The following is a 23,050-nucleotide window of genomic DNA, read 5'->3' on the forward strand; positions in this document are numbered from 1 at the left end:
AATTATTAATTTAAAACCATTAAGCTTTTTTCTATTTTTCTAAGTGATATTTTTCTCAAAAAATATCTATAATTAGTTATTATTTTTTTAGAATTATATTTTTCTAATTCTTTTAAAGTTGACTTATTATTCCCATTAAAAAGAAGTCCTAAGGAATATCTTAAATAAACATTGCAATAAACTTCAAAATATATAAATTCATACTTACATATTTTTTCTTCAACTTCATAGTTTATTTCTCTAGACAAAACTTTAGCTTCCTGTGATAATCTAGTCCACAAATTAACAAATTCCTCATAACTTGCAGGATAATTCTTTTCATTAAATATTTCTTCAACCTTTTTTTCAACTAAGTATTTTAAAGTTCTTAAGAACTTAACTTCTTCAGTTAAACACTCTGATAAAGACATCCTTAATCTTAAGCTATTTTTTAAATTTCCTTGAATCTGCTCATCTGTAGTTGCTAAAATATTTTTTATTATCACTTGTAAAATTTCATCTCTCTCCTCCATAGAACTCTCCTTATCCTCTTAAAATTTTAAAGAATATATAATAAAACTATTTTTTTACTACTTAGATTTTTCATAATTTTTTAATGCATTCATTGCCATAATATATCCATACTCACCAAAACCACTTATTTGTCCAATACAAGCTTTAGCTGTAACTGATTTATGTCTAAACTCTTCTCTTTTATGAATGTTACTTAAATGAACCTCTACAGCCGGTAAAGCTACTCCCTTTAAAGCATCATAAATTGCTAAACTATAATGTGTATAAGCACCTGGATTTATTATTATCCCATGAAAGTTTTCAAAATACGCTCTATGAATAAAATTTATTATTTCTCCTTCTATATTACTTTGTAAAAATTCTAAATCTAAGTCTAACTTTTCTCCTTCTGCTTTTAAGTAACTTATAATATCCTTAAAAGTCTTTTTGCCATATATATCTTTTTCTCTTATACCTAAAAGATTTAAATTAGGTCCATTTATAACCATTACTTTCATAACTAATATAAACTAAAGAACTAACTTTCTTAATTCTTTAGTTTAATTCACCTCTACTTTCTATTCTTTAAAACCTCCTATAAAAATTTATAGAAGGCTTTAAATTTTCTTATGTTTATTTTTACTTTTCTAAACTTATTTCATAAATAGATTTTACTATATTTAAAATAGCATTATTAATACTGCCACTATTTAATATTTCTATTTCGCTATATTTTTTATAAAGGTCAATTCTTTCTTTATATAAAGAAAGAAGCTTTTCTTTTCCATTAGATAAAAGTGGTCTTTCATCTATACTTATATCATTTATTATTAAATCTATAGGTCTATTAATAAAAATAATTAAAAAGTCTTTAAAAAATTCCATATTTTCTTTTCTAGTTACTATGCCCCCACCTGAAGAAATAACTACATTTTTTAAAGTACTTAAAAGCTCACAACTTTTACTTTCTAAGTCTCTAAAAACCTCTTCTCCTTGAAGAAAAATTTCCTTTATACTTTTATCTACACTTTTTTCAATAAATTCATCAATGTCTAAAAAATTCATTTTTAAAGCCTTTGATAATTCTTTTCCTATAGTAGTTTTCCCACAGCCTGGCATTCCAATTAAAAGTACTCCTCTTTTTTTCATGAAATCCTAATCCCCTTTTCGTACTTTTTACTTAAATAAATTTCTATTTATTTCTAATTATACCTAAAAAAACTTATTTTTTTATTGAAAACTACTTAAATTAACAATTTCTTATTACAAAGTTAACTTAAATAAAACTTAAAATTCCTTCTTTAATTTTTCATAGATTTTATCCTCTAAATCCTTATTGATTTTAAGGTTATTCCAAATTTCTTCTGACTTAATTCCTTGTCCAACTAACATCATTAATCCATTTACTGTTTTTAAACCCTTTTCCCTTGCAATCTTTAAAAACTTAGTTTCTAGAGGATTGTAAACTATATCTATAGCTACCTTAAAATTCCCTATTAACTTTGGTGAAATAGCAATTGAATCTATCTTAGGATACATACCACAGGGAGTTGTATTTATTATAGCAAATTCATCTAAAACATTTTCAAGGTCCTTATAATCCATAAAACTTATCTTAAAATCTTTGAATTTATTCTTAGCATTTTCTTTATTTCTTGAAACTAAAACTATTTCTTTAGCTCCATTATCTTCTAAATACTTAACAACACTTCTAGCTGCTCCTCCTGAGCCTAAAACAAAAAAACTATTTCCTAAAACCTTTATATTCTCTTTATTTAACATTTTTCCAAAACCATAATAGTCTGTATTATAGCCATAAGATTTATCTTCCTTTATTAAAATTGTATTTACAGCTCCTATTATTTTAGCTTCTTCCGAAATAAAATCTAGCTGATTTAAGACAACTTCTTTATAAGGTATGGTAACATTAGCTCCATTTATTCCTAAGACCTTCAAACTCTCTACAATATTATCTTCAAACTTTTTATCTACTGAAAATAAATTATACAGTCCTAAAATATTGCTAGTTTCTAAAATTTCTTTATGCAATTTAGGAGAAAAACTATGTTCTAATTTCTCCCCTATTAGTCCAAAAACTTTCATAACTTCACTTCCTTAAGCTATAAATTTAAATATTAGTTTTATATTTTTAAAGTTTAAAAATATATCTCCTTAATAAATCTCCATAATAAATTCATATTTATATGTTTAAATTACCATACAAAACTTATGATAATCTTTTGCATCCCCTGTTAAAAGATTGATATAATTTAAGTTTTTTTGTTTAAATATCCAAAACCAAATGCACAAGTTCATATAAGACACTTAGCTTTTAAGCTAAGTGTCTTTGTCATTTACTTGATAAAATTTATATGCTTTTAACTTTATATAACATAATAATAAAAATTAATTCTACAATAGCTAAAAATGCTCTTATAGCAAAATTAGATGTAAATAGAGCATATACAAGAGTTACTACAATTAACACTTTCAAAAATTTAATCAAAGTTTTAATTTCCAAAATTTACTCCCTCTTTTTTTCTATAAAATCTTTCTGATACTTTTTACTTATATTCATTAAATCTACAAGCATTTCTTTAGCATAGGGGGTTAGATTTTTATTTCTTATTTTCTTTAAATTTTTTTCAATAACTTCTTTTTCTCTATCTTCATGAAATATATCTAATCCCTTTTCTTTTTTATATGTAGCTACCTTTAAAACAATATTCATTCTCTCTTCAAAAAGCTTAACAAGCTCTTTATCTATGTTATCTATTTCTTCTCTAAACTTAATTAAATCATCCATGAAAAATATTACCTCATTTCTTTAAGTTATATAAAATTTTATCTCTTTAATTAAGTTTATAATATATCATATTTACCTTTAAATTTCACTAATTTTAAAATGAATCTAAAATAGCAAGGGCTGAGATAGCTTCTATAACAACTAAAACTCTCTGTACTATACAAGGGTCATGTCTACCTGTAACCTTTATAATTTCTTCTTTCATAGTTTTTATATTTACACTTCTTTGAGCTTTAGAAATTGAAGGAGTAGGTTTTATAACAACTCTAAATATAACTGGCATGCCATTTGATATCCCTCCAGTTATACCACCATTATTATTAGAATATGTTTTAATTTCTCCCTTTTCTATAAAGTACTCATCATTTGCTTCTTCTCCACTCATATTTGCAAATTCAAACCCAGCACCAAATTCAATGCCTTTGACAGAAGGAACTGAAAATGCTAAATGAGCTATTGTGCTTTCTAAAGAATCAAAAAATGGATTTCCAATTCCAGGGTTTAAACCTAATATTGCACATTCAACAATTCCTCCTATAGAATTTCCATCCATTCTATAAAAATTAATTTCCTCTTTTACTTCTTCTATTTTTTTTGTATCTATTAGTGGAAGTTCCTTTTTTAAAATTTCTTTTAAATCTTCTTTTGTTAAATTTAAAAAATCAAAGGAAGCATCTTTTACTTTTCCAACTTGTTTAATATGAGAACCTATAAAAATTCCCTTTTCCTTAAGTATTTCCTTAGCTAATGCACCTGCAAAAACTAAAGGTGCCGTTATTCTTCCTGAAAAATGACCTCCTCCTCTATAATCATTGAAGCCATTATATTTTATGTACCCTGGAAAATCTGCATGCCCAGGTCTTACTAAATCTTTTATTTTTGAATAATCCTTAGACCTTTTATCATTATTTCTAATTATCATAGAAATAGGTGCCCCAGTAGTAAATCCATTAAATATTCCACTTAAAATTTCTGGTTTATCCCCTTCTTTTCTTTGAGTTGATAAACTATTTCTTCCTGGCGCTCTTCTTTCCATTTCTTTTTCTATATTTTTAATATCTACTTTAATTCCAGGTTCTATTCCATCTATTACAATACCTAAGCCCTCACCATGAGATTCTCCAAATATAGATAATTTTATTTTATTACCCCAAACTCCTCCCATTTCTTCGCTTTCAAAAAAATTATTCTTTAAAAGCTTCCTCCTTTCATCTAAAATATGTATTATTACTTATTAAAAATTCCACCTAAACTCTTAAAATCTTCCCAAAAACTAGGATAAGATTTTTTTACGCAATCTGGTTCATTTATAGTAACTTTATTTTTACACCTTGTTGATGCAATAGCTAAGCTCATAGCTATTCTATGGTCTTTATGGCTATAAACCTCTCCTCCAATTAATTCAGTAACTCCTTTTATTTTAAGCCCATCCTTTAATTCTTTTATGTTTGCTCCTAGTTTATTAAGTTCTTTGCATATAGCACTTAATCTATCACACTCTTTTATTCTAAGCCTTTCTCCATTTATAATTCTAGTTTCTCCATAACTTAAAGAGGCTACTACTGTTAAAACTGGAATTATATCAGGGCATTGTGAAGCATCTATAATAACTCCCTCTAAGGATTTATAAATAATCTTTAAGGAATTATTTTTTTCTTTTATAAATTTTGCTCCCATATTTTCTAATATTTCAATACATTCCTTATCTCCTTGATAGGAATTTAAAGTTAAATCAAAACAATTAATATCTGAACCTAAGGCACCTGCTGAAAAGTAAAAAGCTGCTTGAGAATAATCGCCTTCAACTTTATATGTAATTGGTGAATATTTTTGTCTACCTTCTATAAGAAACTCTTTATAATCATTATTTTTTATTTTAACACCAAATTTTTTTATCATATCTAAGGTTAAATCTATGTATCCTTTAGATTCAAGTTCTGTAGTTATTATTATTTTAGAATCTTCCTTTAACAAAGGTAAAGTAAATAATAAACCACTTATAAACTGAGAACTTATATTTCCTTTAACTCTAAATTCTCCTCCTTTTAACTTACCCTTTATTTTTAAATCAAGATTTTCTTCTTCATAAGAATATTCAATTCCTTGAGTATTAAAAATTTCATAATAAGTTTTTAAAGGTCTTTTTCCTAAATTACCTCGTCCTATAAACCTAACTTTATTTTCTTCTATTAAAGATATAGGAACTAAAAATCTTAAAGTAGAACCTGATTCATTACAATCTATTATTCTCTCTATAGAATTTTTCAAAAAATTTTCTCCATTTATAATTAACTTATTATCTTGTATCTTTATATCTGCACCTAAGGCTTTCATTCCTTCCATGGTTGCAATAATATCTTCTGAAAAGTCAATATTAGAAATAATACTTTCCCCCTTGCTCAAAGAGGCACAGATAATAGCTCTATGAGCTAAACTTTTAGAAGGTGGAATTTTTACATCTCCCTTTAATTTCCCTGGAGTTATAGTTATGCTTTTCATTCTTTCCCTCACTTTCCGTATTTTATGAGATTAAATTATAAACTTAAAAGATTAATTAAAAAACTCTATATCTGTACTATAAATATAACTATCACCAATATCCTTTAAAAGAATAACATTTAAATTACCCTTTAAATTTTTCTTATCTAACTTAATAGCCTCTTTAATAGCTTCCTTATCTCTAATTTTAATACTTTTATTTAATCCATATTTACTTAATAAAGCTTCAATCCTATCTGCTGTTCCTTTTTTAGTAAGTAATTTATCCTCAGCAATTTTACTTATCATATTCATTCCCATAGCAACGGCTTCTCCATGAGAATAGGTTTCATAGTTATATATCTGTTCTATAGCATGGCCTAAGGTATGACCAAAATTTAAAATCATTCTTTCTCCTAAATCTTTTTCATCACCTTCAACTACTTCTCTTTTAATATTACAACATTCATAAATTATATCGCCAATATTTTCTTTTAAATCCTCTTTATTTTCAAAGCTTTCTAACCTTTCAAATAACTTTTTGCTTTTAATACATCCATATTTTATAACCTCTCCAAGACCATCATTAAAATATTTTTCTGGAAGTGTTCCAAGCATATTAGGGTCTATTAAAACTAACTTTGGATGATAAAAACTTCCAACTAAATTTTTTCCCCTATCTAAATCTACTGCAACCTTTCCTCCAACACTAGAATCAACTTGTGCTAGTAAAGATGTTGGGATTTGCACAAAAGAAATTCCTCTTAAAAATGTAGAAGCAACAAAACCTGCAATATCTCCAACAACTCCTCCTCCTAGTGCTACAATTAAATCGCTTCTTGTTAAGTTAAAATCTAAAAGCTTATTATAGATATACGGTAATGTAGAAAAACTTTTACTTTTCTCTCCTGGTTTTATAGAAATAATATCTACTAAAAAACCTTCAGCTTCAATATTTTTCTTGACAAAATCTCCATATATATCTTTTAAATTATCATCAGTTATTATTGAAACCTTATTCCCTTTAAAAATGTTCTTTATAAAATATCCAAAACTATCTTTTAAATCTTTTTTTATTACTATATCATAACTATTTTCCTTTAAGTTAACTTTTAAGGTTCTCATCTTTACTCCCCCTTATAATATTATTTTAATATAAATTTAATGGGAGTTTTTAAACTCCCAAGAAAATAAATAATATATTAAAGTTCTCTTCCAACTGCTTTTGCTATGGCTCTTAATTCCTCTAAAAGCTTTCCATATTCTTCTGGTTTTATAGATTGCTGTCCATCACATAAAGCATTAGCAGGATTATTATGTACCTCTATAATAAGACCATCAGCACCTACAGCTATAGCTGCCTTTGATAAAGGTTCTACCATCCATGCTTTTCCTGTTGCATGACTTGGGTCAACTATTACTGGTAAATGACTTAATTTTTTTATAATAGGTATGGCACTTAAATCTAAAGTATTTCTTGTATATGTCTCAAAGGTTCTGATTCCTCTCTCACAAAGAATTATTTTTTCATTTCCTCCTGCCATTATGTATTCAGCTGACATTATAAGTTCCTCTATTGTAGCTGATAATCCTCTCTTTAAAAGAATAGGTTTATCTATTTTACCAAGCTCTTTTAAAAGATCAAAGTTTTGCATATTTCTAGCTCCTACTTGAATTATATCAACATCTTCCACAAATTTATCTATCATGCTAGTTGACATTATTTCTGTAACTATAGGAAGAGATGTTATCTCTTTAGCCTTTTTTAATAACTCTAACCCTTCAAGTTCTAACCCTTGAAAACTATAAGGTGATGTCCTAGGTTTAAATGCTCCTCCTCTTAAAAAGTTTGCACCTAAAGCTTTAACTTCTTTAGCTATATTTACTATTTGTTCTTCACTCTCTACAGAACAAGGACCAGCTATTAATGCTATTTTATTTCCTCCTATTTCATTACCTAAAACATCAATTATTGTATTCTCTGGATGAAATAATCTATTTGCCTTTTTAAAGGGCTCTTGAACATGTATTATTTTTTCTACATTCTTATTAGCTTCAATTTTAGCTGGATCTATTTTACTGGTATCTCCTATTAAACCAATAACACAGACCTCCTCACCAGATATTTTCTTAGTTTGCGCTCCTAGAGATTCTATTTTTTTAATAAACTTTATAATCTCTTCTTCCTCTGTTCCTGGTTTTAATATAACTATCATATTAGCCCTCCTTTTTTATTTTAACCTTTTTAATAAAAATAGTCTAAATTAAAATCAAAATTCCAAATCATAACATTCAAAAAAAAATAGAACCCATTTTAATGAGTTCTATTAAATAAATTATAATTCTATATTATTATATATCAATATAAAAGTAAAAACTCATTATTTAAAAGATTATAAATTTTATTTCAAACTAAAAATTTGAAAATTTTTAAAAGTTCAATACTGAACCCATATAAAATATTATTATTAATCCTTTAACTAACAAATTTAGCATAAATTCTTAAAAGAATTTAACTATTCTCTCTAAACTTTTAAATTTATTATACACTTTGTAACTTTAAAGTCAATAAACTTATTTCTTATTAAAAAGTTAAAAATATAACTAATAAAAATAAATAATGTAGATATTTAAATATCTACATTATTTATAAAATATTATTCTGCCTTCTTCCATTGATATTGTTTTAATCTAGCATCATATTTTAAGTTTATATCTTTTCCATCCTCTTCTCCAAGTGTCATGTTATAGCTTATTACTTCTACATCTTCAATCTTCCCACTTTTTGGCGCATATGTAGAAGACTTATCGCTAGTTTTACCAGGCATAATAGTATTTGCAAAAGTTACATAAGATTCTTCTCCAGTATCCTTGTTAAGCAAAGTAATATTACAATATTTAATAGGTAACTTAGTGTTATTTGTTAAAGTAACATCTATGTACTTATTTCCTTTTGAATCTGTACTTCCAGGTTTTATATCTAACTTAACATCATCCATATTTATTGGTGGTTTATTTTTATCTTCCTCTTTAGGTGCCTCTGTAGTCTTTGTTTCTTTATTATCAGCATTGTTTTGATTGCTATTTCCACCACAACCTACTAATCCTACAGCTAAAGCTAAACTGCAAACTAAAACCATTATCTTATTTTTTAACATAATTTTAACTCTCCTTTTTTTACCATTTACAAACTACTATATGTATAATATTAATATATTGTTATTCTTTGTCAATAAATCGAAATAATTCAATTTAAAATTTTAAATTTTATACAATATATTATAACAATTTTTACATTTATTTTATATATAAATTTTCTTGTACATATTAAAATGTATAAAAAAGAACTATCTAAAAAGATAGTTCTTAAAGGATTAATTGTTGACTATAAGTAAAATATATTTTATAAAATTTGTTAATTTATATTGTATTTGTATTGTAAATGCAGATTATATTATTTATTGAAAGCCTTATTGTAATCTTCAATGAATTTCTTCATTCCAGCATCTGTTAAAGGATGCTTAACCATTTGAAGAATAACATTATAAGGTATTGTTGCAATATGTGATCCTGCCATAGCTGAATCTAAAACATGCATAGGATTTCTAACACTTGCAGATATTATTTCAGTATCTATTCCATGTAATGCAAACATTTCAGCAATTTGAGTTACTATTTCAATTCCTGGATTTCCAATATCATCAAGTCTTCCTAAGAAAGGACTTACAAAGGATGCCCCAGCTCTAGCTGCTAATAAAGCTTGTAGTGGTGAGAATATTAAAGTAACATTTGTTCTTATTCCTTCACTAGCTAATATTTTTACAGCTTTTAAACCTTCTTCACACATAGGTATTTTTATAACTATGTTTTTATGTATTTTAGCTAATTCTCTTCCTTCTTTAACCATTTCTTCGCATTCTAAAGCCATAACTTCAGCACTTATTGGTCCATCTACTATGCTACATATTTCTTCAATTACTTCTTTAATATCTCTACCTTCTTTTGCTATTAATGAAGGATTAGTTGTAACACCAGCTAAAACTCCTAATTTACTAGCTTTTCTTATTTCTTCTACATTAGCAGTATCTATGAATATTTTCATGTCAGATCTCCTTTTCATTTCTTAAAATATTAATTTGAATTCCATACATTTCTATTAATCGTTTCCACAGATAGATATTAACATTGAGATAAAAAATATTCAATATATTTATTTAAAATTTACATTTTGTTAATTTATTTTTTCTATTTATTATGCTATAATAAAATATTTTAACAATTAAACGTATTCTATTAACCTATTAGCATATAACTTATACTTCTTTTATCCTTTAAAGCATACACAAATAATCTATAATTTTTATCCACCTTTTATTCTTATACTCTCCCCCTAACTTTATTTTATTTATAAAAAAAGAATGTTTCTACTAATGTAGAAACATTCTCCTATATCTTAAATCTTATTTAAAATATCTTTTTAATAATCCTTCGAAAGCTCTTCCATGTCTAGCTTCATCTTTACACATTTCATGTACTGTGTCATGGATTGCATCTAAGTTTAATTGTTTTGCTAATGTAGCTAAGTCTTTCTTACCTTGGCATGCTCCATGCTCTGCATTTACTCTTGCTTGTAAGTTAGCTTTTGTATCAGCTTCTACAACTTCTCCTAACATTTCAGCAAATTTAGCAGCGTGCTCTGCTTCTTCGAAAGCGATTCTCTTATAAGCTTCTGCAACTTCTGGGAAGCCTTCTCTATCAGCTTGTCTTGACATAGCTAAGTACATTCCTACTTCTGTACATTCTCCAGTAAAGTTAGCATGTAATCCTTCGATTATTCTTTCGTCAACACCTTTAGCAACACCAATTCTGTGTTCATCAGCAAAAGTTAATTCTCCGCTTTGCTCTACGAATTTATCAGCACCTGCTCCACAGATTGGACATTTTTCTGGTGCTTTTTCTCCTTCATAAACATATCCACAAATTGTACAAACAAATTTTTTCATAATAAAATCCTCCTAATTCGATCCTTAGTATTTTAAATATATAGGTTATTAAGAATAATTATTTCTTAAATGTCTTTCTTTACAATCTACAGATTAATATGTTAAATTTTTCTTAACCTTTATTAGTATTATATAATAATAATTTTCCATTATCAACATTTTTTAAATAATTTATACTTTTAATAAAAAATAATACTCTTATCTCTTTTTTATCTAAAATTACACTAATGAAAATATTATTTTTTCTATTAAAATCTAATAACTTTTATCATTTTAATTTTACTATTATCTAACCTCTTTTCCAAAAGGCATAAGAGAAAGTTTTGCTAACTTTAGAGATTGTATTGCAAAAGGAATTCCTATAATAGTAATAGCAAAAATAACAGCACTAATTAAATTAGCTAAAGCTAAGGTAAAGCCTCCAAAAACTATCCATAATATATTTAATATAAAATGACTTGTGCCATCATTTACAGTTACAATTTCCTTTCCAAAAGGAGCTAATTGTAGTCCTGCTAGCTTAAAACATTGAAGTCCAACTGGAATACCAACTATAGTTAAGCACCAAATAACACCCCAAAAAAGCCATCCTAGTGCATTAAAAAAGCCACCAAATATCATCCAAATTATATTTCCTAAACAGCTCAAAATTAACCCTCCTTAAAATTAACTAGAAAATTTATATTATTAATTTTTTAATTATAAGCTTATAAGTTTTTCTTTATTAAAATAAAATATTTCAAAATAAAATATCATTTTTTTATATTAAATTCAACTTAAAATATTTTTTTAAAATTTTTGTTGACATTTTTCTTTTAAGTATATATAATAAATATTGTCAACAGGACATGCCGAAGTGGCGGAACTGGCAGACGCACAGGACTTAAAATCCTGCGGTGCTAACACACCGTACCGGTTCGATTCCGGTCTTCGGCACCAAAACTCTTAAACTAAGTTTAAGAGTTTTTTTATTTTTAACAAAACTAAAAAAGTCCAAACACAACGGCTCTATTAGAGTATTTTTTTATTAGATATAGATAAAACAATCTAAATTCACTGCTATTAGTTTGCTTATCTATATCTAATTTTTTATTAAAAAACATATAATATATATTATTTCTTTTTTTATAGTTTTAGACTATTTATTTTAAAATTAATTTTCTTAAATTTTAAACTTACTTTGAAACGCCTATGTCTTTTCTATAATACATTCCCTTAAAGTTAACCTTATTAAGATTTTCATATGCATTTTTTCTAGCTTCTTCTAAGGTCTTTCCTTTTCCAATTACAGAAAGAACTCTTCCTCCTGTAGTTATTAATTCATTTCCCTCTTTTTTAGCACCAGCTATAAAAATATTTTCTTTAACACTTCTATCTATATTTATTTTATATCCTCTTTCATATTCTTCAGGATATCCCTTTGAAGCTAAAACAACATTAACACAATATCCTTCTTCCCATTTAATAATAGTTTCCTTTAATCTTTCATCTAAAGCATTTAATATTATATCTAATAAATCACTTTCCATTAAAGATAAAAGACTTTGTGTTTCAGGGTCACCCATTCTAACATTATACTCTAAAAGTTTAACTCCCTCTTCTGTTATCATTATTCCAAAGAAAATAACCCCTTTAAAGTCTATTCCCTCTTCTTTTATTCCAAGTAAAGTTTTTTCTAATATGTTCTTATTAAAATCCTCTAAAATTTCTTTAGTCAAATATTTATTAGGAGCTACAACTCCCATTCCTCCTGTATTTTTCCCCTTATTACCCTCAAATATTTGTTTATGATCTTTAGCTGATAAAAAGGGCAAAATATCCTTTCCATCTGTAACTGAAAGTATTGATGCCTCAACTCCTATTAAAAATTCTTCTATTACAATCTTTTTACCTGCTCCATTAAATAAATCTTTTATCATAAATAAATCTAAGGTTTTTATAGCCTCATCTTTACTATTACATATAACAACACCTTTACCTGCTGCTAATCCGTCAGCTTTTATAACCTTTGGATATCTACAACTTTCTAAATATTCTTTAGCCTCTTTATAATCATAAAACACTTCATAATCAGCTGTTTTAACTCCATATTTTTTCATAAAATTTTTAGAAAAGCTCTTACTTCCTTCAAGTCTAGCCCCACTTTTATCTGGTCCAAATATTTTTAATCCCTCTTTCTTAAAAATATCCACTATACCATTAATAAGAGGCTCCTCTGGACCTACTATTGTTAAATCAATTTCTTTATCCTTTGCAAAATTTAATAAATCCTCTATTTTAGTAAGTTCTATATTTTCACATTTATTTTCATTAGCAGTTCCTCCATTTCCTGGAGCAACATAAATTTTTTCAACCTTAGGACTTTTTCCTAATTTCCAAGCTAAAGCATGCTCTCTTCCACCAGAGCCAACTAAAAGTATTTTCATATATAAAAGGTCATATAAATTAAAGTAGTTTCAATAATTTTAATTTAACTAATTAAAACTTTAATTAAATATATGACCTAATTCACCTCCTATATAAATTTTTTATTTTTATTCTTAATGTTTAAAATGTCTAATTCCTGTAAATACCATACTTATTCCATGCTCATTACAAGCTTTTATAGATTCCTCATCTCTAATAGAACCACCTGGTTGAATTATAGCTTTTATTCCCTTTTTAAAAGCTTCATCAACACAATCTCTAAATGGGAAAAAAGCATCTGATGCTAAAATAGCACCATCCTTCCCTCTTTCTAAAGCTTCTTTTGTAGCCCAAATTCTATTAACTTGTCCACCACCAATACCAGTTGCTACTCCATCTTTTACTACTACAATAGCATTAGATTTTACATACTTTACAACCTTCATTCCAAAAATCATATCTCTTAATTCTGTTTCTGTTGGCTCTTTTTCTGTAACTACTTTATATTCATTAGCTAACTTATTATCTTCTTCTTGAACTAATATTCCTCCATCTACTGTTACCATATAATTTTTATCTTTAGGTTTATTTTTACACTTTATAACTCTTAAGTTCTTCTTCCCTCTTAATATTTCTAAGGCATCACAATCAAAATCAGGTGCAACAACTACTTCTAGGAATATTTTAACCATTTCTTTAGCAGTGTCCTTATCTATCTTTCTGTTTATTGCAACTATTCCCCCAAATATAGAAACTTCATCAGCTTCATAAGCTTTTAAATAAGCTTCTTTTGTGTTTTTGCCTATTGCTACTCCACAAGGAGTATTATGCTTTAATGCACAACAAGCTGGTTCTTCAAATTCACAAGCAACCTTCCAAGCTATATCTAAGTCCTTTATATTGTTATAAGACAATTCCTTACCATTTAAAATTTCAAAACTATTCATAGCTCCATCAAATTCTGTTGAGCTATAATAAGCAGCTTTTTGGTGTGGATTTTCTCCATATCTAAGTTCTTGAACCTTTTTATATGAAAGAGATAGATATTCCTTATGCTCCTCTTCTCCCTCTAATAAAAAATTAGAAATTGCTGCATCATAAGCACTCATTAAATTAAATACTTTTCCTGCAAGAATTTTTCTTAAATTATAAGATACATAATTATTATCTTTAAGTTCCTTCATAACTTTCTTATAATCTTTTTTATCAGATATAACTACTACATCCTTAAAATTCTTAGCAGCCGCTCTTAGCATAGTTGGGCCACCTATATCTATAAACTCAATTTTCTCATTAAAACTTAAATCTTCTCTAAGTTTTTCAAAAAAAGGATATAGATTCACAATTACATAATCTATTGTATTTATCTCTCTTTCCTTTAAAGATTCCATATGCTCTTTATTATCTCTTATTGCTAATATTCCAGCATGAATTAAAGGATGTAATGTTTTAACCCTTCCATCTAACATTTCTTTAAAATTAGTTATTTCACTTACTTCCTTAACTTCTATATTATTATCCTTTAAATATTTATAAGTTCCACCACTTGATATTATTTCCACATCTCTATCTACTAAAAACTTTGCAAGTTCTAAAATTCCTTCCTTATCAAAAACACTTATTAAAGCTCTCTTTTTCATAAAAATCCCTCACTACTTTAATATTTTTACTTTTCCATTATGAATTTTTATTTTTTCTTCGCAAAAATATTTAATAACTTTTGGTAAAAGTAAATGTTCTTTTTCTAAAACCTTTTTTTGAAGACTTTCTTTTGTATCATAAAAGTCAACCTTAACTATCTCCTGTTCAATAATGAAGCCTCCATCAACCTCATCATTAACAAAATGAACTGTACATCCTGAAAACTTAACTCCCTTTTCTATAGCAGCCTTATGTACATTTAATCCATACATTTTATTTCCACAGAAAGATGGAATAAGTGAAGGATGTATATTAATTATTTTATTTCTATATTCTTCTAAAATTTTTCCTTTTAATATTGAAAGATATCCTGCTAAAACAATTAAATCAATATTATTACTTTTAGCTAATCTTAATATTTCATCTGAAGTTTTATCTCCAAAATTCTCCTTAGAAACAACTACTGTATTTATATCTTTTTTTCTAGCTCTTTCTAAGGCAAAAATTCCTTCTTTACTTCCTATAACTAAGGATACTTTTCCATTTATATTTCCATTATCTATATTGTCTAAAATTGATTGAAGATTAGAACCACTTCCAGAAGCTAATACAGCTATTTTATACAAACTCCTTCACCTCCAGAATTTATATATCCAATCTCAAAAGCTTTTTCTCCATAACTTTCTAATTCATTTAAAATATCCTTAACATCTTTATCACAAACACATAAAACAAATCCTATACCCATATTAAAAGTGCTATACATTTCCTTTTCTTCAATTCCAATTTCCATAAGCTTTTTAAATATATTAGGAACTTCATAACTATTCTTATTAATAACTATAGAAAGTCCCTCTTTGCTTATCATACGAGGAAGATTTTCATAAAATCCTCCACCTGTTACATGAGCCATTCCCTTTATATCAAATTTTTCTATAAGTTTTAAAACAGGCTCTACATAAATTTTTGTAGGAATTAATAATTCTTCCCAAAGTTTCTTTCCATAAAAATCTTCATCTAAATTCCTAAAGGCTTTCCTTATAAGAGAATATCCATTTGAGTGAATACCTGAAGAAGCAATTCCTATAAGCTTATCTCCACTTTTTATATTCTTACCATTAATTATTTTATCTTTATCTACTATCCCTACAGCAAAACCTGCAATATCATAATCTCCATCCTTATACATTCCTGGCATCTCAGCTGTTTCTCCACCAATTAAAGAACAGTTAGCTAAAAGACACCCTTTAGAAACTCCTTCTACTAATTTAGAAGAAACTAAAGCTTCTAATTTTCCACAAGCTATATAATCTAAAAAGAATAAGGGTCTTGCTCCATGGCATAAAATATCATTTACACACATTGCAACACAGTCAATTCCAACAGTATCAAACTTTCTTTTTTCACAGGCAATATTAAGTTTTGTTCCAACACCATCTGTTCCCGAAACTAAAACTGGCTTTTTATATCCCTCTGGAAGCTCAATCATACCTGCAAAAGAACCTAAACCATTTAATACATATTCACTCATAGTTTTTTTTGCATATTCTTTTATTAATTTTACTGATTTATATCCTTCTTCAATATTTACTCCTGAATCCTTATAAGTTAACATATCTAATTCTCCACCCTTTCAAGATTATCCTCTAAAGCCTCCATAGGTGCTGAAACTGGATAAACTCCATTAAAGCATCCTACACAAAAATTTCTTCTTCCTCCAAAACTTTTATACATACCTTCTAAACTTAAATATCCTAAAGAATCACACCCTATCCTTTCTCTAATTTCCTCTAAGCTTCTATTAGCTCCAATTAACTGACTTCTATAAGGTGTATCAATTCCAAAATAGCATGGATACTTAACACTTGGTGAAGCTACTAAAAAATGCACTTCCTTTGCTCCAGCTCTTCTTAATGACTCAATTAAATGCTTTGAAGTTGTTCCTCTAACTATAGAATCATCAATTAAAATTACCCTCTTATCCTTTATATTCACCTTTAAAGGATTAAGCTTTACAGCTACTGCTCTTTCTCTAATCTCTTGAGAAGGAGATATAAAAGTTCTCCCTATATATCTATTTTTTACAAAACCAACTTCATAAGGAATGCCAGAAGCCTTAGAATATCCCATAGCTGCTGGTATTCCAGAGTCTGGAACTGCAACAACAATATCTGCCTCTATTTTATATTCATCAAATAATATCTCTCCCTGCTTAACTCTTGTACTTTGCACATCTAAACCATCTATAACTGAATCAGGTCTAGCAAAATATATATATTCAAAAGCACAAGTTTGACAAACTGTGTTTTCTGAATATCTATAACTTTTAATTCCCTCACTATCTATAACAACAATTTCTCCTGGTTTTATATCCCTTACAAATTCCGCTCCAATTGTATCTAAAGCACAACTTTCTGAAGTTAATATATACCCCTCTTCAAATTTTCCTAAACATAAAGGTCTAATACCATGAGGGTCCCTTATTCCAATTAATTTATTTTTAGTCATTATTACCATGGCAAAAGAGCCTTTAACAGCTGATATAGCATCAATTACCGCTCTCTCAATTCCTTTTTTAGCTCCTCTTGCAATTAAACTTGTAATGACTTCTGAATCAACACTTGTATGAAAAACTTGTCCTCCATCTTCTAAAAGACTTCTTATTACTTCGGCGTTAACTAAATTTCCATTGTGAGCAGTTGATATAGGTCCAAGCTTAGTATTACTAACTAAGGGTTGTGCATTTTCAACGGTTTTAGCTCCAGCTGTTGAATATCTAACATGCCCTATGGATATATATCCATTAAAGTCCTTAAGATTTTCTAAGTCTTTTTTATGAAAGGCTTCAGTTAAAACACCTAAGCCTTTATGAACTTTTATATCCTCTCCATTTGCTACTGCAATTCCTGCACTTTCTTGTCCCCTATGCTGAAGAGCATATAATCCATAATAATTTATAGCCGCAACATCTATTGGTTTATTTGCATAAACTCCAAAAACTCCACATTCATCTTTAAACTTATCATTTTGTGGATCAATAAGATTAAAATTCTCCTTAACCATACCTTATTACTCCCTTTAATACCTAATTAATTTTAATGAAATTATACTTTTTAAAAAGTTTATGATTTCAATCTGCTTAAAACTTCTTTATATCCATTTATTACATTTCCCATATCTCTTCTAAATCTATCTTTGTCCATTTTTTCTCCTGTATTAGCATCCCAGAATCTACAAGTATCTGGTGAAATCTCATCTGCTAATAATATTTCTCCCTTATATCTTCCAAACTCTAATTTAAAATCTATCAAAATTATATTTTGCTTTTTAAATACTTCCTTTAAAATTTCATTTACCTTACTAGTTATTTCATAAATTTTATTTAATTCTTCAAAAGTTGTAGCACCAATTCCCACAGCATGATAATCATTTATAAGTGGGTCTCCTAAAGAATCATCTTTATAAGAAAGTTCAAAAACTGTAGTTTTTAAAAGATATCCTTCCTTAAGACCTAATCTCTTAGCCATACTCCCTGCTGCTACATTTCTAACTATTACTTCTAAAGGTATTATTTCAAGCTTTTTACATAACTGCTCTCTCTCACCTAATTTTTCTATAAAATGAGTTTTTATTCCCTCCTTATTTAACATTTCAAAAATAAGACTAGTAATTTCATTATTTAACATTCCCTTACTTTCTATTTCTGCTTTTTTTTCTCCATTAAAGGCTGTAGCATCATCCTTATAATAAACAATAACCCTATCTTCCGTATCAGTTTTATATATTTTTTTAGCCTTTCCTTCATATAACATTTCTAATTGATTTACCATTATAACTCCACTCCCTCACCATTTTCTTTTATAAACTTATTTTTCATGTTTATTCTAAATTCAACTAACTTTTCTCTTAACTCTGGATATTTTAATGAAAGTATTTGAACTGCTAACATTCCTGCATTATAACTATTATTTATTCCAACTGTAGCTACTGGAATTGACTTTGGCATCTGAACTATTGATAATAATGCATCCATTCCCTCTAAAGAAGCCTTTACTGGAACTCCTATAACAGGAAGTATTGTATGAGATGCTATAACCCCTGGAAGATGAGCAGCTAGTCCTGCTCCTGCTATAATAACTTCACAACCTTCCTTTTCAATTTTTTCTAAAGTTTCAATAAGCTTTTCTGGCACTCTATGTGCAGATAATATATAGGAACTATAAGATATTTCAAACTCCTTAAGTGCCTCTCCTGCCCCTTTCATAACATCTATATCTGATTTGCTTCCAAAAAATATTGCTACCTTCATTAAAGATTTCCTCCCACTATATAAAAAATTTAATAATATTTGCCATTAAACTTTAAAGAACTAGCCTATAGAATATTGCTTTATTATAAGTATTAAATATAAAAGCTAGTTCTTTATTCTTTTAAAAACTATTTTCTAAAATAATCTACTCCTGCCTTAAATAGTTTTTGGTCAAAATTTCCTTCTATATTCTTATAAAGATTTTCACCAATTCTTTCAGAATGCCCCATTTTACCTAATATTCTTCCATCTTCACTTGTTATTCCTTCTATTCCTAGATACGATCCATTAGGATTATAAGGCATATCCTTTGCTACATTCCCATCTAAATCTACATATTGAGTAGCTATTTGATTATTTTTTACTAATTCTTCTAGTAAAGCCTTTGGTGCTACAAATCTTCCCTCTCCATGAGATATTGGAATGCTATGAATATCTCCAAGGGAAACATAATTAAACCAAGGTGATTTCTTAGAAGTTATTTTTGTTTTGATTATAGATGACATATGCCTATTTATATTATTGTAAGTTAAAGTAGCCATATCTTCTTCCATATCAATTATTTTTCCATAAGGAAGAAGTCCTAGCTTAACAAGGGCTTGAAAGCCATTACAAATTCCAAGTATTAAGCCATCTCTTTCCTCTAAAAATTTCATAACAGCTTCCTTTATCTTAGGGTTTCTAAAAATTGTTGCTATAAATTTAGCTGACCCCTCTGGTTCATCTCCAGCTGAAAACCCTCCAGGTATCATAATTATTTGAGCTTTATCAATTTCTTTTTTTAAAATATCTATAGAATTTATTAAAGCTTCTTTATCTAAATTCCTAATTAAAACCTCACTTACAACTGCACCTTCTCTTTCAAAAGCTCTTCTACAATCATATTCACAATTAGTGCCTGGAAAAACTGGTATAACAACCCTTGGTTTCTCTACTCTTGTTATCTTTGATTTTAAAATATTTTCTTCTTTATCTTTTAAAGTATTAGCCCCACTTTTATTATTTCTTAATTCTAAAACGCAATCTTTATTTTCTTCTACAGATTTAAATACCCCTTCTAATTTATTTTCATAAGAATTTTTTAATTCTTCTATAGAAATTTCAAAACCATAATCCTCACATTTTACAATTTCTTCTTCTAAGGTTTTTCCTATAACCTTATAGTTACTTCCTTTAAACTCCTTTAAAATATCTATTCCTTCTTTAACCTCTAATATTAAACTTCCATAATTAAATCCAAATAACTCTTCTATAGAAATATTATTTAATACTGCTCCAATCTTATTTCCTAGAGACATCTTAGTAATACCTTCTGCAACTCCTGAAAACTTAATAGAATATGCTGAAATAACCTTTTCTTCTCCAATTAAGCTATAAAGTTTTTCTAAGTTATTTTTAAATCCCTTAATCTCTAAAGTTCCATCCTCTAATTTTTCCCCCTTCATAAGCACTAAGGTAGAACCTATATTTTTAAACTCTGGAGAAATAATTCTTGAAGCTTTTTCAATTCCAACAGCAAAAGAAACTAAAGTTGGCGGAACATTTAACTCTCCAAAACTACCTGACATTGAATCTTTTCCTCCTATTGCTGGTAGCCCTAAATCCATTTGTGCCTTATAAGCACCTAATAAAGCTGCAAAAGGTTTTCCCCATTTATATTTATCCTTTAATAGCTTTTCAAAATACTCTTGAAAACTTAGTCTAATCTTTCTATAATCTCCTCCCATAGCAGCTATTTTTGTTACTGATTCAATAACTGAATAAAAAGCCATATGGAATGGACTCCAAACACCTAAATATGGATTAAAACCATAAGCCATTAAGGAAGCATCCTTACTTACGCCTTCTAAAAGTGGAATTTTAGCTACCATTCCCTCTGCTGGAGTTAATTGATATTTTCCTCCTAAAGGCATAAGAACTGTTCCTCCACCTATAGTTGAATCAAACATTTCAACTAACCCCTTTTGACTACAAACATTTAAATCACTTAAGGATTCTAGCCATTTTTTCCTTAAATCACCTTCTTCAACATTGTAGGGATAATTAGATGGTGCTTTCACTATTAAAGAAATTTCTTCCTTTGCTCCATTTGTATCTAAGAAACTTCTTTTTATATCAACTATTGTTTTTCCTTTCCACCTCATTATTAATCTCTCATCCTCTGTAACCTTAGCAACAATTGTAGCTTCTAAATTTTCTTCCTCTGAAAGCCTTATAAATTTCTCTGCTTCTTCCTTAGAAACAACAACTGCCATTCTCTCTTGTGATTCTGATATAGCAAGTTCCGTTCCATCTAATCCTTCATATTTTTTAGGAATTTTATCTAAATCTATATCAATTCCTCTACAAAGTTCTCCAATAGCTACAGACACTCCTCCAGCACCAAAATCATTGCATCTTTTTATCATTCTTGCTACTTCTTTATTTCTAAAAAGCCTTTGAATTTTTCTTTCTGTTATAGGGTTTCCTTTTTGAACCTCTGCTCCACACTTATTAATTGATTCTTCTGTATGTTCCTTTGAAGAACCTGTAGCTCCTCCTATACCATCTCTTCCTGTTCGTCCTCCAAGAAGTATTACTACATCTCCATTTTTAGGCTCTAATCTTACAACATTTTCTTTAGGAGCTGCTGCTATTACTGCCCCAATTTCCATTCTTTTAGCAGCATAATTTTCATGATAAATTTCAGCTACTTGTCCAGTTGCAAGACCTATTTGATTGCCATAAGAACTATATCCACTAGCTGCACCTAAAGTTATTTTTCTTTGTGGCAACTTTCCTTTTAATGTTTCACTAATTGAAGTTGTTGGGTCTGAAGCTCCAGTAACTCTCATAGCTTGATAAACATAACTTCTACCTGATAAAGGGTCCCTAATAGCTCCTCCTAAACAAGTAGCAGCCCCTCCAAAAGGTTCTATTTCCGTTGGATGATTATGCGTTTCATTTTTAAACATTAAAAGGTATTCTTCTTTTCCTTTATCAGTTTCAATTTCTATATTTATAGAACAAGCATTTATTTCTTCTGAAACATCTAAATCCTCAAGCTTTCCTTTTTTTCTTAATTCCTTCATAGCTATTGTTGCTAAATCCATTAATTTAATTTCTTTATTTTTTAACTCTTTACCATAAACAAATTCCCTTGATTTTTTATAATTCTCAAAAGCTATTTTTATTGGCTCTGAATATTTTCCCTCTTCTATTAAAATATCCTTTATTACTGTTTCAAAGGTTGTATGCCTACAATGATCTGACCAATAAGTATCAATAACCTTTATCTCAGTAATTGTAGGATTTCTTTTCTCCTCTTTAAAGTAATCTCTTATTAACTTTAAGTCCTCTAAAGTCATGGCTAAAGCTTTATCTTTATGGAAATTTTTAATTTCCTCCTCACCTAATTCTAAAAATCCTTTTAAAACCTCTACTTCTTTAGGTTCACTTAAATCCTCTTCAAAAACTTTAGAAAAAGGACTAACCTCCCTTGAATCAATAGGATTTATATAATAAGATTTTATTTTATTTATTTCCTCTTTTTTTAAATTCCCTTTTAAAACAATTATCTTTGATGATTTTACAAAAACTTTTTTTCCTTCATTACGAAGCATTATACATTGCATAGCAGAATCAGCTCTTTGGTCATATTGGCCTGGTAAATATTCAACGCCAAAGGCATATTCATTTTCTTCAAGTTCAAATTCTTCTTCATAAACTCTATCTACAGGAGCTTCTGATAAAATACTCTTTAAAACACTTATATATTGTTCTTTATCCATTTCTCCTAATATGTATTTATTTAAAACCCTTACTTTTTCTAAAGAATTAATAGCTAAATTTTCTTTAAAATCCTTAAATAATTTATTACCTTCAACATTAAATTCTTCTTTTTTTTCTACAAATACCATCTTTATACCAGACATT

21 protein-coding genes and 1 tRNA gene are annotated in these 23,050 nt (G+C 27.9%); 1 reads left to right on the forward strand and 21 read right to left on the reverse strand.

Going from position 1 to position 23,050, the window contains the following annotated elements:
- Window positions 1-5: 5 nt before the first annotated feature.
- The 13 genes from AC4FQV_RS07745 to AC4FQV_RS07805 all read right to left on the reverse strand — a co-directional run bounded on the left by AC4FQV_RS07745 (window position 6) and on the right by AC4FQV_RS07805 (window position 11,427).
- The gene (locus tag AC4FQV_RS07745) at window positions 6-512 is read right to left on the reverse strand and encodes a hypothetical protein (protein ID WP_491165261.1); all 507 of its coding nucleotides are present in this window, start codon (window positions 510-512) and stop codon (window positions 6-8) included.
- Window positions 513-569: 57 nt separating this feature from the next.
- On the reverse strand, window positions 570-1,010 hold the full coding sequence (gene aroQ, locus AC4FQV_RS07750; RefSeq protein ID WP_491165262.1) for a type II 3-dehydroquinate dehydratase: 441 nt from the start codon (window positions 1,008-1,010) through the stop codon (window positions 570-572).
- Window positions 1,011-1,131: 121 nt separating this feature from the next.
- Window positions 1,132-1,641, reverse strand: coding sequence for a shikimate kinase (locus AC4FQV_RS07755; protein WP_491165263.1), 510 nt, complete (start codon window positions 1,639-1,641; stop codon window positions 1,132-1,134).
- A 138-nt stretch (window positions 1,642-1,779) separates the two neighbouring features.
- A complete protein-coding gene (gene aroE / locus AC4FQV_RS07760) occupies window positions 1,780-2,595 on the reverse strand; it encodes a shikimate dehydrogenase (protein ID WP_491165264.1) in 816 nt (271 codons plus the stop codon).
- A gap of 421 nt (window positions 2,596-3,016) precedes the next feature.
- Window positions 3,017-3,298 (reverse strand): chorismate mutase, encoded by a 282-nt coding sequence (locus AC4FQV_RS07765; protein WP_491137977.1) that lies wholly within the window; start codon window positions 3,296-3,298, stop codon window positions 3,017-3,019.
- Window positions 3,299-3,392: 94 nt separating this feature from the next.
- Window positions 3,393-4,463, reverse strand: a complete 1,071-nt coding sequence (gene aroC / locus AC4FQV_RS07770; protein WP_491165265.1) for a chorismate synthase — start codon at window positions 4,461-4,463, stop codon at window positions 3,393-3,395.
- 62 nt (window positions 4,464-4,525) lie between these two features.
- Window positions 4,526-5,797, reverse strand: a complete 1,272-nt coding sequence (aroA, locus tag AC4FQV_RS07775) for a 3-phosphoshikimate 1-carboxyvinyltransferase (protein ID WP_491137975.1) — start codon at window positions 5,795-5,797, stop codon at window positions 4,526-4,528.
- 51 nt (window positions 5,798-5,848) lie between these two features.
- Window positions 5,849-6,901, reverse strand: coding sequence for a 3-dehydroquinate synthase (gene aroB / locus AC4FQV_RS07780; protein WP_491137974.1), 1,053 nt, complete (start codon window positions 6,899-6,901; stop codon window positions 5,849-5,851).
- Between the two features lie 77 nt (window positions 6,902-6,978).
- Complete coding sequence (gene aroF, locus AC4FQV_RS07785) at window positions 6,979-7,992, reverse strand: 3-deoxy-7-phosphoheptulonate synthase (protein WP_491137973.1); 1,014 nt, start codon at window positions 7,990-7,992, stop codon at window positions 6,979-6,981.
- Window positions 7,993-8,433: 441 nt separating this feature from the next.
- Entirely contained in the window at window positions 8,434-8,934 is a 501-nt protein-coding gene (locus AC4FQV_RS07790; protein WP_491137972.1) for a hypothetical protein, read from the reverse strand.
- 296 nt (window positions 8,935-9,230) lie between these two features.
- Entirely contained in the window at window positions 9,231-9,878 is a 648-nt protein-coding gene (gene fsa / locus AC4FQV_RS07795) for a fructose-6-phosphate aldolase (protein WP_491137971.1), read from the reverse strand.
- 358 nt (window positions 9,879-10,236) lie between these two features.
- Window positions 10,237-10,779 carry an NADH peroxidase gene (locus tag AC4FQV_RS07800; RefSeq protein ID WP_491137970.1) on the reverse strand — a complete coding sequence of 181 codons (543 nt, stop codon included), beginning with the start codon at window positions 10,777-10,779 and terminating at the stop codon, window positions 10,237-10,239.
- A 285-nt stretch (window positions 10,780-11,064) separates the two neighbouring features.
- Window positions 11,065-11,427: a YccF domain-containing protein gene (locus tag AC4FQV_RS07805; protein WP_491137969.1), complete on the reverse strand. Its 363-nt coding sequence runs from the start codon at window positions 11,425-11,427 to the stop codon at window positions 11,065-11,067.
- Window positions 11,428-11,629: 202 nt separating this feature from the next.
- Here AC4FQV_RS07805 and AC4FQV_RS07810 point away from each other — a divergent pair.
- Window positions 11,630-11,718 (forward strand) — tRNA-Leu (locus AC4FQV_RS07810).
- 236 nt (window positions 11,719-11,954) lie between these two features.
- Here the strand turns inward: AC4FQV_RS07810 and purD are convergent.
- The 8 genes from purD to AC4FQV_RS07850 form a co-directional block, all read right to left on the reverse strand.
- Window positions 11,955-13,205: a phosphoribosylamine--glycine ligase gene (purD, locus tag AC4FQV_RS07815; RefSeq protein ID WP_491165266.1), complete on the reverse strand. Its 1,251-nt coding sequence runs from the start codon at window positions 13,203-13,205 to the stop codon at window positions 11,955-11,957.
- Between the two features lie 114 nt (window positions 13,206-13,319).
- Window positions 13,320-14,825, reverse strand: coding sequence for a bifunctional phosphoribosylaminoimidazolecarboxamide formyltransferase/IMP cyclohydrolase (gene purH / locus AC4FQV_RS07820; RefSeq protein ID WP_491165267.1), 1,506 nt, complete (start codon window positions 14,823-14,825; stop codon window positions 13,320-13,322).
- A gap of 12 nt (window positions 14,826-14,837) precedes the next feature.
- Complete coding sequence (gene purN, locus AC4FQV_RS07825; RefSeq protein ID WP_491137965.1) at window positions 14,838-15,452, reverse strand: phosphoribosylglycinamide formyltransferase; 615 nt, start codon at window positions 15,450-15,452, stop codon at window positions 14,838-14,840.
- The gene (gene purM, locus AC4FQV_RS07830; RefSeq protein ID WP_491165268.1) at window positions 15,440-16,441 is read right to left on the reverse strand and encodes a phosphoribosylformylglycinamidine cyclo-ligase; all 1,002 of its coding nucleotides are present in this window, start codon (window positions 16,439-16,441) and stop codon (window positions 15,440-15,442) included. Before purM ends, purN begins: the two co-directional genes overlap by 13 nt.
- A gap of 2 nt (window positions 16,442-16,443) precedes the next feature.
- A complete protein-coding gene (gene purF / locus AC4FQV_RS07835; RefSeq protein ID WP_491137961.1) occupies window positions 16,444-17,889 on the reverse strand; it encodes an amidophosphoribosyltransferase in 1,446 nt (481 codons plus the stop codon).
- A gap of 59 nt (window positions 17,890-17,948) precedes the next feature.
- Window positions 17,949-18,656, reverse strand: coding sequence for a phosphoribosylaminoimidazolesuccinocarboxamide synthase (purC, locus tag AC4FQV_RS07840; protein WP_491165269.1), 708 nt, complete (start codon window positions 18,654-18,656; stop codon window positions 17,949-17,951).
- Window positions 18,656-19,135 carry a 5-(carboxyamino)imidazole ribonucleotide mutase gene (gene purE / locus AC4FQV_RS07845; RefSeq protein WP_491165270.1) on the reverse strand — a complete coding sequence of 160 codons (480 nt, stop codon included), beginning with the start codon at window positions 19,133-19,135 and terminating at the stop codon, window positions 18,656-18,658. Before purE ends, purC begins: the two co-directional genes overlap by 1 nt.
- Window positions 19,136-19,263: 128 nt before the next feature.
- Complete coding sequence (locus AC4FQV_RS07850) at window positions 19,264-23,049, reverse strand: phosphoribosylformylglycinamidine synthase (protein ID WP_491165271.1); 3,786 nt, start codon at window positions 23,047-23,049, stop codon at window positions 19,264-19,266.
- Window position 23,050: the final 1 nt, after the last annotated feature.

The organism is Clostridium sp. TJA038, assembly GCF_058310255.1.